The 17,279-nt window shown below is 60.2% G+C and carries 18 protein-coding genes and 1 pseudogene; 17 read left to right on the plus strand and 2 right to left on the minus strand.

Annotated features, from left to right (window positions below; translation table 11 throughout):
- From fabZ (GYK42_RS16115) to GYK42_RS16150, 8 genes and pseudogenes are all read left to right on the plus strand, one after another.
- Nucleotides 1-358 (plus strand): 3-hydroxyacyl-ACP dehydratase FabZ (fabZ, locus tag GYK42_RS16115; protein WP_166448309.1); only part of this gene is annotated, 358 nt, incomplete at its 5' end.
- A 110-nt stretch (nucleotides 359-468) separates the two neighbouring features.
- Nucleotides 469-621, plus strand: a pseudogene (locus GYK42_RS16120) (UDP-3-O-(3-hydroxymyristoyl)glucosamine N-acyltransferase); the annotation flags it as partial.
- Nucleotides 618-1,112: a 3-hydroxyacyl-ACP dehydratase FabZ gene (fabZ, locus tag GYK42_RS16125; RefSeq protein ID WP_034752234.1), complete on the plus strand. Its 495-nt coding sequence runs from the start codon at nucleotides 618-620 to the stop codon at nucleotides 1,110-1,112. The pseudogene GYK42_RS16120 and the gene fabZ (GYK42_RS16125), both read left to right, overlap by 4 nt.
- A gap of 1 nt (nucleotide 1,113) precedes the next feature.
- Nucleotides 1,114-1,905, plus strand: coding sequence for an acyl-ACP--UDP-N-acetylglucosamine O-acyltransferase (gene lpxA, locus GYK42_RS16130; RefSeq protein ID WP_046684970.1), 792 nt, complete (start codon nucleotides 1,114-1,116; stop codon nucleotides 1,903-1,905).
- Nucleotides 1,889-3,073, plus strand: a complete 1,185-nt coding sequence (lpxB, locus tag GYK42_RS16135; RefSeq protein ID WP_166448310.1) for a lipid-A-disaccharide synthase — start codon at nucleotides 1,889-1,891, stop codon at nucleotides 3,071-3,073. Before lpxA ends, lpxB begins: the two co-directional genes overlap by 17 nt.
- Before the next feature lie 37 nt (nucleotides 3,074-3,110).
- Nucleotides 3,111-3,749 (plus strand): ribonuclease HII, encoded by a 639-nt coding sequence (gene rnhB, locus GYK42_RS16140; protein WP_046684971.1) that lies wholly within the window; start codon nucleotides 3,111-3,113, stop codon nucleotides 3,747-3,749.
- On the plus strand, nucleotides 3,746-4,531 hold the full coding sequence (locus GYK42_RS16145; RefSeq protein ID WP_166448311.1) for a TrmH family RNA methyltransferase: 786 nt from the start codon (nucleotides 3,746-3,748) through the stop codon (nucleotides 4,529-4,531). Before rnhB ends, GYK42_RS16145 begins: the two co-directional genes overlap by 4 nt.
- Before the next feature lie 11 nt (nucleotides 4,532-4,542).
- Nucleotides 4,543-5,760, plus strand: coding sequence for an aminotransferase class V-fold PLP-dependent enzyme (locus GYK42_RS16150; RefSeq protein WP_166448312.1), 1,218 nt, complete (start codon nucleotides 4,543-4,545; stop codon nucleotides 5,758-5,760).
- Between the two features lie 113 nt (nucleotides 5,761-5,873).
- Here the strand turns inward: GYK42_RS16150 and ppsR are convergent, their stop codons facing one another.
- Nucleotides 5,874-6,722, minus strand: a complete 849-nt coding sequence (gene ppsR, locus GYK42_RS16155; RefSeq protein ID WP_035818186.1) for a posphoenolpyruvate synthetase regulatory kinase/phosphorylase PpsR — start codon at nucleotides 6,720-6,722, stop codon at nucleotides 5,874-5,876.
- 152 nt (nucleotides 6,723-6,874) lie between these two features.
- On the opposite strand from ppsR, the gene ppsA reads away from it, so the two are divergent.
- From ppsA to GYK42_RS16180, 5 genes are all read left to right on the plus strand, one after another.
- Nucleotides 6,875-9,307 (plus strand): phosphoenolpyruvate synthase, encoded by a 2,433-nt coding sequence (ppsA, locus tag GYK42_RS16160; RefSeq protein WP_046685533.1) that lies wholly within the window; start codon nucleotides 6,875-6,877, stop codon nucleotides 9,305-9,307.
- A 146-nt stretch (nucleotides 9,308-9,453) separates the two neighbouring features.
- Complete coding sequence (locus GYK42_RS16165) at nucleotides 9,454-9,951, plus strand: Dps family protein (RefSeq protein WP_046684974.1); 498 nt, start codon at nucleotides 9,454-9,456, stop codon at nucleotides 9,949-9,951.
- Between the two features lie 177 nt (nucleotides 9,952-10,128).
- On the plus strand, nucleotides 10,129-10,545 hold the full coding sequence (locus GYK42_RS16170; RefSeq protein ID WP_046684975.1) for an NfeD family protein: 417 nt from the start codon (nucleotides 10,129-10,131) through the stop codon (nucleotides 10,543-10,545).
- 15 nt (nucleotides 10,546-10,560) lie between these two features.
- On the plus strand, nucleotides 10,561-11,505 hold the full coding sequence (locus tag GYK42_RS16175) for an SPFH domain-containing protein (RefSeq protein WP_046684976.1): 945 nt from the start codon (nucleotides 10,561-10,563) through the stop codon (nucleotides 11,503-11,505).
- Between the two features lie 620 nt (nucleotides 11,506-12,125).
- Complete coding sequence (locus GYK42_RS16180; RefSeq protein WP_010397665.1) at nucleotides 12,126-12,434, plus strand: H-NS family nucleoid-associated regulatory protein; 309 nt, start codon at nucleotides 12,126-12,128, stop codon at nucleotides 12,432-12,434.
- A gap of 308 nt (nucleotides 12,435-12,742) precedes the next feature.
- Here GYK42_RS16180 and smpB read toward each other — a convergent pair whose 3' ends face one another.
- Complete coding sequence (gene smpB, locus GYK42_RS16185) at nucleotides 12,743-13,192, minus strand: SsrA-binding protein SmpB (RefSeq protein WP_034752217.1); 450 nt, start codon at nucleotides 13,190-13,192, stop codon at nucleotides 12,743-12,745.
- A gap of 93 nt (nucleotides 13,193-13,285) precedes the next feature.
- Here smpB and GYK42_RS16190 point away from each other — a divergent pair, with 93 nt between their 5' ends.
- From GYK42_RS16190 to guaA, 4 genes are all read left to right on the plus strand, one after another.
- On the plus strand, nucleotides 13,286-13,717 hold the full coding sequence (locus GYK42_RS16190) for a type II toxin-antitoxin system RatA family toxin (protein ID WP_035818194.1): 432 nt from the start codon (nucleotides 13,286-13,288) through the stop codon (nucleotides 13,715-13,717).
- Nucleotides 13,710-14,006 (plus strand): RnfH family protein, encoded by a 297-nt coding sequence (locus GYK42_RS16195; protein ID WP_166448313.1) that lies wholly within the window; start codon nucleotides 13,710-13,712, stop codon nucleotides 14,004-14,006. The genes GYK42_RS16190 and GYK42_RS16195 overlap by 8 nt, the downstream gene beginning before the upstream one ends.
- A 119-nt stretch (nucleotides 14,007-14,125) precedes the next feature.
- Entirely contained in the window at nucleotides 14,126-15,586 is a 1,461-nt protein-coding gene (guaB, locus tag GYK42_RS16200) for an IMP dehydrogenase (protein WP_034752206.1), read from the plus strand.
- Between the two features lie 66 nt (nucleotides 15,587-15,652).
- Entirely contained in the window at nucleotides 15,653-17,263 is a 1,611-nt protein-coding gene (gene guaA / locus GYK42_RS16205; RefSeq protein ID WP_034752205.1) for a glutamine-hydrolyzing GMP synthase, read from the plus strand.
- Nucleotides 17,264-17,279 lie beyond the last annotated feature (16 nt).

The raw sequence follows: 17,279 nt of genomic DNA on the forward strand, positions 1-17,279 counted from the left end.
CAAGAACGTGACGGTCAACGAAGAGTTCTTCCAGGGCCATTTCCCGCACAAGCCGGTCATGCCCGGCGTGCTGATGATCGAAGCGCTGGCGCAGACGGCGGCCCTGCTGTCGTTCCTGTCGATGGGCATGAAACCGGACGAGAACTCGGTCGTGTACCTTGTCGGCATCGACAATACGCGCTTCAAGCGTCCCGTCGAACCGGGCGACCAATTGAAGATGGACGTGGAAATCCTGCGCGTGTCGCGCGGCCTCTGGAAATACAAGGCCGTCGCTTCGGTCGACGGCACGTTGGCGCTGGAAACGGAAATCATGTGTACCATTCGCAGTGCGCAGGATACGAGCCAGCCGGCGGGGTAGTAATAGGGCGGTCATCCACTCTAAGCCAATGTTGATCTGAAAGCTGAGCTCGACAGATTGGTCTAGGTGGGGCCGTACACCAGCATCGGTCCGCGCGTGCGTATCGCGCGGAGCCGGGCCAGTACACGGGTTTCTGTCCGCTGGCCATGAACGCCGACCGGGAAAAGAGCGCCGCCATCGTGCGCAACCTGTCAAGCATGCGCGAGAAGATCCGCGCGCTTGAAAAAACAATTAAAACACTGACCACCCAAGACGAAAAATGACTACTGAAAAAAAGACCCTCGACATCCTCGCCATCAAATCGCTGCTGCCGCACCGCTACCCGCTGCTGCTGGTTGACCGCGTGCTGGACTGGGAAGCCGATAAAACCATCACCGCCATCAAGAACGTGACGGTCAACGAAGAGTTCTTCCAGGGCCATTTCCCGCACAAGCCGGTCATGCCCGGCGTGCTGATGATCGAAGCGCTGGCGCAGACGGCGGCCCTGCTGTCGTTCCTGTCGATGGGCGTGAAACCGGACGAGAACTCGGTCGTGTACTTTGTCGGCATCGACAATGCGCGCTTCAAGCGTCCAGTCGAACCGGGCGACCAGCTGAAGATGGACGTGGAAATCCTGCGCGTATCGCGCGGCATCTGGAAATACAAGGCCGTCGGTACGGTCGACGGCAAGCTGGCGGTGGAAGCGGAACTGATGTGCACCATCCGCAGCGCGCAGGATGCCAGCCAATCTGCGAGCCAGCCAGCGGGGCAGTAACATGGCGGCCATCCACTCCACGGCAGTGATTGATCCGAAGGCCGAGCTCGACAGCTCGGTCGAGGTGGGTCCGTACACCATCATCGGTCCGCACGTGCGCATCGGCGCCGGCACCAGGGTTGGCCCGCACGTGGTCATCGACGGCCACACGACGATCGGCAGCGACAACCACCTGTTCCAGTTTTCTTCCATCGGCGCGCAGCCGCAGGATAAAAAATGGGCGGGCGAGGCGACGCGCCTGGAAATCGGCGACCGCAACACGATCCGCGAATTTTGCACCTTCAACACGGGCACCGTGCAGGGCGGCGGCGTCACGCGCCTGGGCAATGACAACTGGATCTCGGCGTATGTGCACCTGGCGCACGACTGCCTGGTGGGCAACAACACGATCTTTTCGAACAATGCCCAGCTGGCGGGCCACGTGGAAATCGGCGACTGGGTCATCATGAGCGGCTTCGCCAATGTGCACCAGTTCTGCAAGATCGGCGCGCACGCCTTCGTCGGCATGAGCACCAGCCTGACGCAGGACGTGCCGCCTTTCGTGCTCCTGAACGGCAATCCGGCACAAGCCCACGGCGTCAATATCGAAGGCTTGAAACGCCGCGGTTTTACGCGCGAGCAGATCAACGGCATCCGCGCCGCGTATAAACTCATCTACCGCGCGGGACTGACCCTGGAAGAATCCAAGGCTGCCCTGTTCGAAGAAGAAGCGGCATCGTCGCCCGAGGTGGCGGAACACATTCGCGCCATGCGCGAATTCCTTGGAGTGGCGTCGCGTGGCATCGTCCGCTGACCAGTCCAGCGGCCAGCCGGTCGCCAATGTCGCCATCGTCGCCGGCGAAGTGTCGGGCGACCTGCTGGCCAGCCGGCTGCTGTCCGGCCTCGTGCCGCAGCTGCCCGGCGCGCGCTTCCATGGCATCGGCGGCGAGCACATGGCCAAGCAGGGTTTTGTGTCCGACTGGCCGCTCGACAAGCTGACCGTGCGCGGCCTGTTCGAGATCATTCCCCGCTACCGCGAGATCAAGGGCATCCAGAACGCGCTGCGCGACCAGTTGCTGGCCGAGCGTCCCGCCGTCTTCATCGGCGCCGACTATCCGGGTTTTAACCTGGGACTGGAACAGCAGCTGAAGGAAGGCGGCATCCCCACCGTGCACTACATCGGGCCGCAGATCTGGGCCTGGCGCGGCGGCCGCATCAAGAAAATTATCAAGGCCGTCTCGCACATGCTGGTGATCTTCCCGTTCGAGGAAGAGATCTACCGCAAGGCGGGCGTGCCCGTTACCTATGTCGGCCATCCGCTGGCTGAAATGATCCCCCTGCAGCCCGACGAAGCGGCCGCGCGGCGCACCCTGGGCTTGCCGGAAGACGCGAATGTCGTGACCCTGATGCCGGGCAGCCGCATGGGCGAACTCAAATACAATACGGTGGCTTTTGTCGGCGCGTGCAAGCTGCTGCTGGCGCGCGACCGCTCCTTGCGTTTCGTCGCGCCCATGGCCGGCGAAAAACAGCGCCAGTACTTCCTGCAGCTGATTGCGGAAGCGGGCCTGCAGGACGTCGAGATACTGCTGACCGACGGCGGCTCGCATACGGCCATTTGCGCCGCCGATGCGGTGCTGGTGGCCTCCGGCACGGCGTCGCTGGAAGTGGCGCTGTACAAGAAGCCCATGGTCATCGCCTACAAGATGATGCGCGCCTCGTGGGAAATCATGCGCCACATGGGCTACCAGCCATGGATTGGTTTGCCCAACATCCTGGCGCGCGACTACCTGGTGCCCGAGCTGCTGCAAAACGCAGCCAGCCCCGAGGCACTGGCCGAAGCCATGTGGCAGCAGCTGAGCGACGTTCCCGGGCGTTTGCGCCTGGTGCAGCGCTTCACGGACATGCATCACAGCCTGCTGCGCGACAGCGCGCAGGAAAGCGCGAATGCCGTCATGCAGGTCATTGCCGCCAACCGCAAGTAAGCACCGTTTCAATCGCAGTTCCTACCAAAGATTCAACGTGAAAAATATCTATCCCGGCCTGTTTGACGACTTGCCATTCTCGCTCGATGAAATCATCTGCGGCGTCGACGAGGCTGGCCGCGGTCCGCTGGCCGGCCCCGTGTTCGCCGCCGCCGTGATCCTCGACCCGCAGCAGCCCATCGACGGCTTGCGCGATTCGAAAAAACTCAGCGAAGCCAAGCGCGACCTGCTGGCGCCGCAGATCAAGGCCAAGGCCCTGGCCTGGGCCATCGCCGAAGCGTCGGAAGAGGAGATCGACCGCCTGAACATTCTGCAGGCGTCGATGCTGGCCATGCGCCGCGCCGTCGAGGCCCTGGCGACCGTGCCGACCCTGGCCCTGATCGACGGCAACCGCTGTCCCGTGATGCCGATACGCGGCATGGCCATCGTCGGTGGCGACGACAAGGTCGATTCGATTTCCGCCGCCTCGATCCTGGCCAAGACGGCGCGCGACGCGGCCCTCGTGCACCTGCATGCGGCCTATCCCGAATACTGCTTCGACCAGCACAAGGGTTATGGCACCAAGCTGCACCTGGAACGCCTGCACCTGCACGGCGCCTCGCCCGTGCACCGCCGCTCGTTCGCGCCCGTGCGCAACGTGATCGCCCTGTTTGGCGGACAAGAGGTGGCGGCATGAAGACGATTACCTCGCGCGACAACGCGCAATACAAGGATTTGCTGAAACTGGCGGGCAGTTCGCAGGCGCGCCGCAAGTCGGGCCGCACCTTGCTCGACGGCGTGCACCTTTGCCAGTCGTATCTGCAGCTGCGCGGCATGCCGGAGCAGTGCATCGTCAGCGAAAGCGCCTTGCGGAACCCGGAAGTGGCGGACATCGTCGGCCAGCTGGAAAGCCAGCGCGCGCACGTACTGGGCTTGCCCGATGCGCTGTACAACGCGGTGAGCCAGGTCGAACACGGCGTGGGTGTGATGTTCCTCATCGAGACGCCGGAACGGGCCGTCACGCAGCCCTTGAGCGTATCGGCTGTGCTGCTCGATAACCTGCAAGACCCGGGCAACGTGGGGTCGATTTTGCGCAGCGCCGCCGCCGCCGGCATAACGCAGGTCTACTGCAGCGCCGGCACGGCCTTCTGCTGGTCGCCGAAGGTGCTGCGCGCGGCGATGGGCGCACACTTCGTGCTCGACATCTTTGAAAACGTCGACCTGGCGGCGCTCGTTGCCGGCGCCAAGGTGGCGACCCTGGCCACCAGCGGCTACGCCACGAAGCAGCTGTACGACGTCGACCTGCGCCAGCCCGTCGCTTGGCTGTTTGGCCATGAAGGGCAGGGCGTCGCCGACGACCTGCTGTCGATGGCAACGCACCAGGTGGTCATTCCCCACTTGGGCCAGATCGAATCGCTGAACGTGGCCGCCTGCGCCGCCGTCTGCTTCTTCGAGCAGCTGCGCCAGGGCCAGTCCTGAACAGGGTAGCCATGTCTTTCCCTTTGCTTGCCGATGGCGCCGTACGTGACGAAGCCTGGTGGCGCCAGGTCGCCGCATTTTATCCCGCGCCGCCGGACGCCATCGTCAATCTCGAGCATGGCTATTTCGGCGCCATGGCCAGCCCTGTGCACGCGGCGTTCGAACAGGCCGTGCGCTACACCAACGAGCAACTGAGTCCCTTCGTGCGCGGCGAATTCACGCGTACGCACGTGGATATCCTGCGCCAGCGCGTCGCCGCGCTGATTCACGCGCAGCCGCACGAGATCCTGCTGACCCGCAGCGGCACCGAATCGATGCAGGTGCTGATCACGCAATATCACGGCCTGGCGCCCGGCGATACTGTGCTCTGGAGTAATCTCGATTATCCGGCCATGCGCACGGCCATGCGCTGGCTGGCGCAGCGCCGTGGCGTCACCAGCACGCAAGTTCAATTGAGTTTGCCCATCAGCGATGACGAAATCGTCGCCCGTTACGCGCAAGCCATGCGCCAGGCCGTCAAGCCCAAGTTGCTACTGCTGTCGCAGGTGACGCCGGCCAACGGCCAGCAACTGCCGCTGCAGGACATCATGGCGCTGGCGCGCGAATACGGCATCGACGTGTTGCTCGACAGCGCCCATGCGCTGGGGCAGGTCGACGTGGACGTGCAAGCCATGGGCGTTGATTTCGCCGGTTTTAATCTGCATAAATGGCTGGGGGCTCCGGCGGGACTCGGTGTCGCGTATATCCGCGCATCGCAGCTGCACAAGATCGAGCCGCATTGTGGCGACGACGATTATCCGCTTGACGATATCCGCAGCCGCCTGCACATGGGCATGCCGCCGATCGGCGCCATCCTGGCCGCGCCTGCCGCGCTGGACTTCCATGCGCACCTGGGCGGCACGCCGGCCAAGAACGAACGCCTGGCCTGGCTGCGCGATTACTGGATCAGCCGCGCCGCGCAACTGCCCGGCGTGCGCATGTTGTCGCCGCTCGATGCGAGGCGCGGCACGGCACTGGTGGCCTTTGCCGTCGACGGCATGAGCGCGCGCGACCTGCAGCAAGCCTTGCTGCAGCGCTTCGGCGTCTTTACCGTGCAGCGCAATATCGGCGATGCCGATGTCGTGCGCGCCACGGTGGCCGTTACGACCACCACCGCCGAACTCGATCAACTGGTGGCCGCGCTGACGGTGCTGTCCAGCGAGGTGAACTCCAGCCTGGCGAACGCCTGACAAAACCGTAGCGAGCGGAAGGGAGAGGTGGCCGAGAAGCGCAACCGTACTTCTAGTACGGTGAGCATCGCAGGCCGCCTATACCGACGCGCAGCAGGTTTGGTCAGGCGTTCTCAGTATTCGCGGCGGTTCGGCTTGATCTCCTGCAGGATCGTCGTGGAGATCTCCTCGATCGACTTGGTGGTCGATGACAGCCAGCGTATTCCTTCGCGTTTCATCATTTTTTCCGCCTCGTTGACCTCGTAACGGCAATTTTCAATGGCCGCATACTTGCTTCCGGCGCGTCTTTCGTTGCGTATTTCCGACAAACGTTCGGGCGTAATGCTTAATCCGAAAATTTTATTCTTAAATTCCAGCAAGGCCGATGGCAGCTTGTCGCGCTCGAAATCGTCGGGAATCAGCGGATAATTGGCCGCCTTGATACCGTATTGCATGGCCAGGTACAGGCTGGTCGGGGTCTTGCCAGAGCGCGAAACACCCACCAGAATGACATCGGCCGAGGACAGGTTCTTGTGCGACTGGCCGTCGTCGTGTGCCAGCGAATAGTTGATCGCCTCGATGCGGTTCTTGTATTCCTCGCTGTCGACGATGTTGTGCGAGCGGCCGATGGTATGGGTCGACATCACGCCCAGTTCCTGCTCCAGCGGGGCGACAAAGGTCTGGATCAGGTCCATGTGCATGCCGCTGGACTTGCGGATCACGGCCGACAGGTCGTTTTTCACCAGGGTGGAGAAAATGATCGGGCGCTGGCCATCGGTGGCAAACGCTTCGTTGATCTTGCGCGCCGCCTCGTAGGCCTTGTCCATGGTGTCGATGAAAGGCAGGCGGATCTGGCGGAAGCGCAGATCGAACTGCGTCAGCACCGAGTGGCCGAACGTCTCGGCGGTGATGCCGGTGCCGTCGGAAACGAAGAAGACGGTGCGGGCCGCGGAGGGCAGAGGAGGGCGTGGTTCTTGTGTCATGGGTTTTCGGATCAAGATTGTGCGTCGTCAATTTGCGCCGCACAAGGTAAAATGGCTGCAACGGTATGATTGTGCTGCACGACGCCAAGAATAACAAGAAGACTGTCTGTGCGCCGCGCGTAAAGATTTCTATCATCAGTAAGGGTGTCATTATGACCAACGCAGTATCGCAACAGCAGGAAGACAAGGACGCGGTGTATGTTGCCTCGTTCGAGCATTTGCGCATGACGGATGTCGAATCCGTCGGCGGCAAGAACGCCTCCCTGGGCGAAATGATCAGCCAACTGGCGGAAGCCGGCGTGCGCGTGCCCGGTGGCTTTGCCACCACGGCGCAGGCATTCCGCGATTTCCTGTCGTATAGCGCCAATGGCGGCTTGCCGCTGGCCGAACGCATCGCCCAGCGCCTCGAAGGGCTGGACATCGATGACGTGCGCTCGCTGGCGCAAGCCGGTGCCGAGATCCGTCAATGGATCGTGGAAACGCCATTCCAGCCACGCCTGGCCGCCGAAATCGACCAGTTCTACGCCAAGCTGGTAGCCGATTCCGACACGGAAATGTCGTTTGCCGTGCGTTCCTCCGCCACGGCGGAAGACTTGCCGGACGCTTCTTTTGCTGGTCAACAAGAAACCTTCCTGAACGTGGTCGGCATCGACAACGTGCTCGACGCCATGAAGCAGGTGTTCGCGTCGCTGTATAACGACCGCGCCATCTCCTACCGCGTACATAAAGGCTTTACGCACGCTGAAGTGGCCCTGTCGGCCGGCGTGCAGCGTATGGTGCGCTCCGACCTGGGCGCGGCCGGCGTGATGTTTACCATCGATACGGAATCGGGCTTCAAGGACGTGGTCTTCGTCACTTCCAGCTATGGCCTCGGTGAAACCGTGGTGCAGGGCGCCGTCAATCCCGACGAATTCTATGTGCACAAGCCGATGCTGGAAAAAGGCAAGTCGCCTGTGATCCGCCGCAATATCGGCTCGAAGCTGCTGAAGATGGAATTCACTAACGAAGCGAAAGCTGGCCGTTCCGTGAAAACCGTCGACGTACCCGTCGAAATGCGCAACCGCTACTCGCTGAACGACAGCGAAGTGGTGGAACTGGCAAAATACGCCGTCATCATCGAGAACCACTACGGTCGTCCGATGGACATCGAGTGGGGCAAGGATGGCCGCGACGGCAAGTTGTACATCCTGCAGGCGCGTCCCGAGACCGTCAAGTCGCAGCAAAAGGCGACCGACGTGCAGGAGCGCTTCAAGCTGAAAAGCACTGGCACCGTGCTGACGTCCGGCCGCGCCATCGGCCAGAAGATCGGCGCCGGCCCCGTGCGCGTGATTCACGACCCGGCCGACATGGAGCGCGTGCAGCCAGGCGACGTGCTCGTTGCCGACATGACGGACCCGAACTGGGAACCGGTCATGAAGCGCGCGTCGGCCATCGTCACCAACCGTGGCGGCCGTACTTGCCACGCTGCAATTATCGCCCGTGAACTGGGCGTGCCTGCCGTCGTCGGCTGCGGCGATGCCACCGACGTGCTGAAAGACGGCACGTTCGTCACCGTCGTGTGCTCCGAAGGCGACGAAGGCAAGATCTACGACGGCTTGCTGGAAACGGAAGTATCGGAAGTGTCGCGCGGCGAATTGCCGAAGCTCGACACCAAGATCATGCTCAACGTGGGCAATCCGCAGCTGGCGTTCGACTTCCAGTCCGTGCCGAATGCGGGCGTGGGCCTGGCGCGCCTGGAATTCATCATCAATAACAATATTGGTGTGCATCCACGCGCGATCCTGGAATACCCGAACATCGACGCCGACCTGAAAAAAGCCGTGGAATCGGTGGCGCGCGGCCACGCTTCGCCGAAGGCGTTCTACATCGACAAGCTGGCCGAAGGCATCGCCACCATCGCCGCCGCGTTCTGGCCGAAGAAAGTCATCGTGCGCCTGTCCGACTTCAAGTCGAACGAGTACAAGAAGCTGATCGGCGGTTCGCGCTACGAGCCGGACGAGGAAAACCCGATGCTGGGCTTCCGCGGCGCGGCGCGCTACCTGTCGGCCGACTTCTCCGAAGCGTTCAACATGGAATGCGAAGCGATGAAGCGCGTGCGCAATGACATGGGCCTGACGAACGTGGAAATCATGGTGCCGTTCGTACGCACCCTGGGCCAGGCCGAGAAAGTCATCGACCTGCTGGCGAAGAATGGCCTGAAGCGCGGCGAAAACGATTTGCGCGTCATCATGATGTGCGAAGTGCCGTCGAACGCCATCCTGGCCGACCAGTTCCTCGACCATTTCGACGGCTTCTCGATCGGTTCGAACGACCTGACCCAGCTGACCCTGGGCCTGGACCGCGATTCCGGCATGGAATTGCTGGCCGCCGACTTCGACGAGCGCGATCCTGCCGTGAAAGCCCTGCTGGCCCTGGCCATCAAGGCTTGCCTGGCACGCGGCAAGTACATCGGCATTTGCGGCCAGGGTCCTTCCGACCATCCGGACTTTGCCGTCTGGCTGATGGAGCAGGGCATCGAATCGATGTCGCTCAATCCCGACTCGGTGATCGATACCTGGCAAAAGCTGGCTGCGCTGAAAGCGTAAGCATCTTTATCTCCGTCTGAAAACCCGCTGCCGCTCACCCGGCAGCGGGTTTTTTTATGCCCGCCATGCGGCGCACGGCAGTATTCGATGGGCTTGCGCCAGATCAGCTAAAATGATTCCACCAATACATTGAAACAGGAGTTCACATGGCAAGCAAGAAACCGAGCAAAGTTGCAAAGATCGACATCGGCATTTCCGAGGCGGACCGCGCGAAGATTGCGGAAGGCCTGTCCGGCCTGCTGGCCGACAGCTACACCTTGTACCTGATGACCCATAATTTTCACTGGAACGTCAAGGGGCCGATGTTCAATACGCTGCACCTGATGTTCATGACGCAATACACGGAACAGTGGGCCGCGCTGGACCTGATCGCCGAACGCATCCGCGCCCTCGGCTATCCGGCGCCTGGTACCTACAAGGAATTCGTCAAGCTGGCTTCGATCAAGGAAATCGACGGCGTGCCGCCGGCGCTGGAGATGGTCAGTCACCTGGTATCGGCACAGGAAGCGACCGCACGCACGGCGCGCCGCCTGTTCCCGTTGCTGGAAAAAGCCAATGATCAGCCGACGGCCGACCTGATCACGCAGCGCCTGGATTTGCATGAGAAGACGGCGTGGATGCTGCGCAGCCTGCTCGAGGAGTAAATTTCTTTCCGGCGGCGCTAATTCGCCCCTGGCTATTGACGCCATCCGGAATTGCGTTAGACTGCTTGTATATAGGTGTTTGGCAAGAATAATATCAGGCAGTACAGCGCATTAAACCCCGTCGCTTATATAGGCTGCGGGGTTTTTTATTTTCGGATTCACAAGGATGGAGGCATCATGGCTGAATGGGTAGGCTGGTTTGTCGCGGCTGGCGCGGTATTGATCCTGGAGCTGTTTACAGGCACGTTTTATTTGCTGATGATCGCCATCGGCGTCAGTGCCGGAGGATTGGTGGCGCTGGCGGGCGGAAATGGCGGCTGGCAGGCCCTGACGGCCGCCATTGTCGGCGTGGCGGCTACCCTGTTATTGCGGCGCAGCCGTTTTGGCAAGGCGGCGCGGCGCGATGCGGCCCAGGATCCGAATGTGAATCTCGATATCGGCCAAAGCGTGGCAGTCGCGCACTGGGTCGATGGTGCGGCGCGTGTCATGTATCGCGGCGCCTTGTGGGATGTGGAACTGATTCCCGGCAGCGATACGCAGGCCGGTCATTACACCATACGCGCCGTGCGCGGCAGCCGTTTGATTGTTGGATAACCTGGAGAATAGATTATGGAAGTAAGCATCGGAAGCATGTCGCTGATCTTGTTATTGCTGGCATTGGTATTTGTCTTCAAGACGGTCAATGTCGTGCCGCAACAGCATGCCTGGGTGGTGGAACGTCTGGGCAAGTTCCATGCGGTATTGGGCCCTGGCCTGAATATTGTCGTGCCTTTTGTTGACCGTATCGCCTACAAGCATGTGCTCAAGGAAATTCCACTCGATGTGCCGCCGCAGGTGTGCATTACACGCGACAATACGCAATTGCAGGTCGATGGCATTCTGTATTTCCAGATTACCGATGCCATGCGCGCTTCGTATGGCTCGTCGAATTATATTGCCGCCATTACGCAATTGGCGCAAACGACCTTGCGCTCGGTGATCGGTAAAATGGAACTCGACAAGACATTTGAAGAACGCGACCATATCAATACGGCCATCGTGAATGCCATCGATGAATCGGCGGCGAATTGGGGCGTGAAGGTATTGCGCTATGAAATCAAGGATTTGACTCCGCCCAAGGAGATCTTGCATGCGATGCAGGCGCAGATTACGGCCGAGCGTGAAAAGCGCGCGCTGATTGCCGCTTCGGAAGGGCGCAAGCAGGAGCAGATCAATATCGCCAGCGGCGAGCGCGAAGCGAATATTGCCCGCTCCGAAGGCGAGAAGCAGGCATCGATCAACCGTGCCGAAGGCCAGGCCACAGCCATCGTCGCGCTGGCGCAGGCCAGTGCCGAGGCGCTGCGCCAGGTGGGCGCCGCCATTCGCGAGCCGGGCGGCGAAGATGCCGTCAACCTGAAAGTAGCCGAGCAGTATGTGGGCGCCTTCGCGCAATTGGCGAAAACGAATAACTCGATTATCGTGCCGGCCAATCTCGGTGATATGAGCGGTTTGATCGCCACGGCGATGCAGGTGGTGAAAACCCAGAAGCCGAAAGGCGGCGTGGCGATTCCCTGATTAGCGCTGGCTGGGTGAATAGCAAGTCCGTAGCAAGTTTGTCGTCAATGCTGCCCGCTGTATAGCGGGCAGTTTGCATTTGTACCGTCTTGATTATCAGCAGGCAGCAGGGGGGAGTAACTGCGGGTGAATGCTTAATGTTGAAAAATATATTCCTCATGCTATGCTGTGCGCACTTTCGCGATTATGTGCTGTCGTGTGGTGCTGTTTTTTTTAATTGGCGTAAAATCTGCCGCATGTGGGTGGTGGTGATTGCTCCGATGCACGGGCGGCGTTTGGCAGCGATGCACGATGCACGACAATATTGGTCCCATGTATATTTTTTAATTGCAATTTTGAATTACTATAAATTGCAATGATGGTGCCGCAGAATAAACATGGCCGATGGCGCTGTATGCAAACGCCGCCGTGCAAAGCAGGGGTACTTGCGCAGATGGTCCATGTACGATGTCCGCCTCCTTGATTGAAGACGCGCATCGCTTGAAAGCCGGGGAAGTAGGATTTTTGGTAAAAGAATTGTAAAAAACAATCAAATCTTCAGAAAAATCACCTCAGTCGCGTTACAATTGGATAGAATTTAACTGTTCAGTTATATTTTTCAACTCACACAAGGAAATATCATGGATCTGTCCAGCTTATCCCTGTCCGAACTGCGCACCTTGCAGGACGACATCAAGAAGCAAATGAAGAAACGCGAACAGGACGATCTGTCCAAAGCGCGCGAACAAATCCTGGCGATCGCCCAGAGCGTTGGTGTTTCCGTCAAAGATCTGGTTGGTACGGGTATCCGCGCTAAAACCGGCACGGTGGCAGTACGCTATCGCAATCCGGATGATGCGACGCAGCAATGGACTGGCCGTGGCCGTCAACCGAAATGGGTCAAAGAGTGGACCGATTCGGGCAAATCGCGCGATCTGCTGAAGGTGTAATGTAGTAATACGCCATTCATTCGGATGCTTGTCCTGTGGAGTAGTGCAGGGGTAATACCAGACAGCATGCAAGCATCCGGAACTTTCCTGATTTATCGTCTTTGGCCAGACAGGCAAAGCTGATTTCCATTGATTATCTTCCCGGTATTTTCGCCAATACCAGTCTTATTTCCGCCGTATCTCTTCCTTTCCCTGTTTTTATCCCGTGGGCTGTGCATTTCCGCTTGTCGCAGGCAATCGGCAAAATAAAACCCGGCATATAGCCGGGTTTGTCGGTGTGGCCGCAGCATGCTGCGCGCAGTACCGGATCAGCGGCGGTGCGATTTCATTGCCGCTTGCACTTCGCGCGCGCCATCGCGGTCGCGTTCCGCAGCCCGCTTGTCGTGCTGCTTCTTGCCTTTGGCCAGGCCGATTTCGCATTTCACGCGGCCGCCCTTGTAGTGCAGGTTGAGCGGCACGAGGGTGTAGCCTGAGCGTTCCACCTTGCCGATCAGTTTATCCATTTCCGTGCGGTGCAGCAGCAGCTTGCGTGTGCGCACGGCTTCCGGATGGATATGGGTGGAGGCGGTCGGCAGGGCGCTGATATGCGCGCCGAACAGGAAGAGTTCATCGCCGCGGACGACGACGTAGGCTTCCTTGATTTGTACGCGGGCGTCGCGGATGGCTTTGACTTCCCAGCCTTCCAGCACGATGCCGGCTTCGTAGCGATCCTCGATAAAGTAGTCGTGGAAGGCTTTTCTGTTGTCTGCTATGGTCATGAGATGGTAAATGTGCGCGGGTCGGTTAAACTACTGTCTCGCGCAAGCGCGATAAAATCAAATGTATCCAACATCATAGCAAATGGTTCTTCAATGGCAGTAGTACATAAATCAGTTTTTCTCGGCTATAGCGCCGAACAAATGTTCGCGCTGGTGGCGGCGGTGGAGGATTATCCCAAATTCCTGCCTTGGTGCGGTGCGGTCGAGATACGCGAGCGGGGCGAGAACACGGTTGTCGCCAGCGTGGGCATACATTACCACGGCGTGCGCCAAAGCTTCACCACGTCCAACGAGAACGTGCCGCCGACTTCCATCAAGATGAAGCTGGTGGACGGTCCTTTCAAGACCCTCGACGGCGTGTGGACCTTCAAGGCCTTGCGCGAAGATGCCTGCAAGATCGAACTGGACCTGCACTACGAGTTTTCCAGCCGCGTACTGGAACAGATCATCGGCCCCGTCTTCGGCATGATCGCCAACAGCATGGTCGATTCCTTCTGCAAGCGCGCGGAGACCGTGTATGGCTGAGATTGGCATTCACGTGCAGGTCTGCCACGCCTTGCCCGACAGCAGCTTCCTGCACGCCTTGACGGTGCCAGTGGGCACCACCATCGAGCAGGCGGTGGCGCAGAGCGGCTTGCTGCAGGAAATCCCCAGCATCGACCTGGCCGTCAATATGGTCGGTATCTATGGCAAGAAGAAGCCGCTCGATACGGTCTTGCGCGAGCATGACCGCATCGAGGTGTATCGCCCACTTCAGGCCGATCCGAAAGAGGCGCGCCGGCGCCGCGCCGGCAGCAAACCTGCCAAGGACTGAGCGGCCAGGGCGCGGGCAGGGCGGCGGCAGTTTTGCTATTTTCAAATATCTTTTCTATGCTGCAAGGACGGAGGGCGCTTTTTTCTGTATAATCTGCTTTTGCGCCAATAGGAAATGCTATGCGTCTACTTCAAAAAGCACTCACATTCGATGACGTGCTGCTCGTCCCAGCCTACTCCAACGTTCTGCCCGCCGATACGTCCCTCAAAACTCGCCTGACCCGTAATATCACCCTGAATATCCCCTTGCTGTCCGCAGCCATGGATACGGTGACGGAAGCCCGTCTGGCGATCGCGATGGCCCAGGAAGGCGGCATCGGCATCATCCACAAGAATTTGAATCCGAAGGACCAGGCACGTGAAGTGGCCCGCGTAAAGCGTTTCGAAGCAGGTGTGCTGCGCGATCCGATCACGATTCCGCCGGAAATGAAAATCCGCGACGTGATCGCTCTGACGGAACAATACGGCATCAGCGGTTTCCCTGTCGTCAAGGGCAAGGAAGTCGTCGGCATCATCACCAACCGCGATTTGCGCTTTGAACAGGAACTCGACGCGGAAGCTTCCGCCAAGATGACCCCGCGCGAAAAGCTGGTGGTCGTCAAGGAAGACGCCGATACGGCCGAAGCCAAGCGCCTGATGAACAAGCACCGCCTCGAGCGCGTGCTGGTCGTCAACGACGCGTTTGAGCTGCGCGGTTTGATCACTGTCAAGGATATCCAGAAATCGACTTCCCACCCGTTCGCGTCGAAAGACAGCCAGGGCAAACTGCTGGTCGGCGCTGCCGTCGGCGTAGGCGCCAAGGATGAAGAGCGCATCGACCTGCTGGTCGCTGCCGGCGTCGACGTGCTGGTGGTCGACACGGCGCACGGCCACTCGCAAGGCATCCTGGACCGCGTACGCTGGATCAAGACCAAGTATCCGCAAGTCGAAGTGATTGGCGGCAACATCGCTACCGCCGCTGCCGCCAAGGCGCTGGTGGAATACGGCGCCGATGCGGTCAAGGTCGGCATCGGGCCTGGCTCGATCTGCACTACGCGTATCGTCGCCGGTGTGGGCGTGCCGCAAATCACGGCCATCTCGAATGTTGCCGAAGCACTGGAAGGCACGGGCGTGCCATGTATCGCCGACGGCGGTATCCGCTTCTCGGGCGACATTTCCAAGGCGCTGGCCGCTGGCGCCTCGACCGTCATGATGGGTTCCATGTTTGCCGGTACGGAAGAAGCGCCAGGCGAAGTGATCCTGTATCAGGGCCGCAGCTACAAATCGTACCGCGGCATGGGTTCGCTGGGCGCGATGTCCGATGGTTCGGCTGACCGTTATTTCCAGGACGCCACCATGAAAGCCGACAAGTTCGTGCCTGAAGGTATCGAAGGCCGCGTCGCCTACAAGGGCAGCGTGCTGGCGATCATCTTCCAGCTGGTGGGCGGCGTGCGTCAATCGATGGGTTACTGCGGTTGCGCGACCATCGACGAACTGCGCGAGAAAGCGGAATTCGTGGAAATCACCTCGGCCGGCATGCGCGAGTCGCATGTCCATGATGTGCAGATCACGAAAGAAGCCCCGAACTACCGTTCCGAGTAAATAGCGACAGACCAGACCGGCGCCTAGTGCGCCGGTTTTGTAATGACCTCAGATAAAGTCCCCATCATGCATTCTAAAATCCTCATTCTCGATTTCGGTTCCCAAGTCACCCAGTTGATCGCCCGCCGCGTGCGCGATTCCGGCGTGTTTTCCGAAGTCTTCCCGTATGACGTCAGCGACGAATTCGTGCGCAACTATGGCGCCGCCGGCGTGATCCTGTCGGGCAGCCACAATTCCACGCTGGACGGCGACTCGCCGCGCGCGCCGCAAGCCGTGTTCGAGCTGGGCGTGCCCGTGCTGGGCATCTGCTACGGCATGCAAACCATGGCGGCTCAGCTGGGCGGCAAGGTGGAAAACGGCCTGGTGCGCGAATTCGGCTACGCCGAAGTGCGCGCCCGCAGCCACACCAAGTTGCTCAACGGTATCGCCGACTTCGTCACCGACGAAGGCCACGGCATGCTGAAAGTGTGGATGAGCCATGGCGACAAGGTGCTGGAAATGCCGCCAGGCTTCAAGCTGATGGGCAACACCCCGAGTTGCCCGATCGCCGCCATGGCCGATGAAGAGCGCCAGTTCTACGGCGTGCAATTCCACCCGGAAGTGACGCACACCGTGCAGGGCAAGGCCATGCTCGGTCGTTTCGTGCATGAAATCTGCGGCTGCAAGTCTGACTGGAACATGCCCGACTACATCAGCGAAGCGGTGGAAAAGATCCGCGCGCAAGTCGGCACGGACGACGTCATCCTGGGCCTGTCCGGCGGCGTCGATTCGTCCGTGGCCGCTGCCCTGATCCACCGCGCCATCGGCGACCAGCTGACCTGCGTCTTCGTCGACCACGGCCTGCTGCGCCTGGACGAAGGCAAGATGGTGATGGACATGTTCGCCAAGAACCTGGGCGTGAAAGTCATCCGCGTCGATGCGGAAGACCAGTTCATGGGGCACCTGGCCGGCGTTACCGATCCTGAACAGAAGCGCAAGATCATCGGCCGCGAATTCGTCGAAGTATTCCAGGTGGAATCGGGCAAGCTGGTCAACGCCAAATGGCTGGCGCAAGGCACGATCTACCCGGACGTGATCGAATCGGCGGGCAAGGGCAAGAAAGGCCAGACCATCAAGAGCCACCACAACGTGGGCGGCTTGCCGGACACCATGAAGCTGAAATTGCTGGAACCCTTGCGCGAACTGTTCAAGGATGAAGTGCGCAAACTGGGCGTGGCCCTGGGCTTGCCGCATGACATGGTCTACCGCCACCCGTTCCCAGGCCCGGGCCTGGGCGTGCGCATCCTTGGCGAAGTCAAGAAAGACTATGCCGACCTGCTGCGCCGCGCCGACGCCATCTTCATCGAAGAGCTGCGCAACACGCCGTATGAGCCGGTCGTGGTTCCCGGCTTCGACCAAGATAGCGTTCCAACCAACTGGTACGAAGCCACCAGCCAGGCATTCGCCGTCTTCCTGCCAGTCAAATCGGTAGGCGTGATGGGCGATGGCCGCACCTACGAATACGTGGTGGCCCTGCGCGCCGTGCAGACGCAGGACTTCATGACGGCCCACTGGGCGCACCTGCCGCACAGCCTGCTGGGCAAGGTGTCGAACCGCATCATCAATGAAGTGCGCGGCATCAACCGCGTCGTCTACGATATTTCGGGCAAGCCGCCGGCGACCATCGAGTGGGAGTGATGAGTTCGCTATAACT

This window comes from Janthinobacterium lividum (assembly GCF_011601275.1).
Taxonomy (GTDB): Bacteria; Pseudomonadota; Gammaproteobacteria; order Burkholderiales; family Burkholderiaceae_D; genus Janthinobacterium; species Janthinobacterium lividum_E.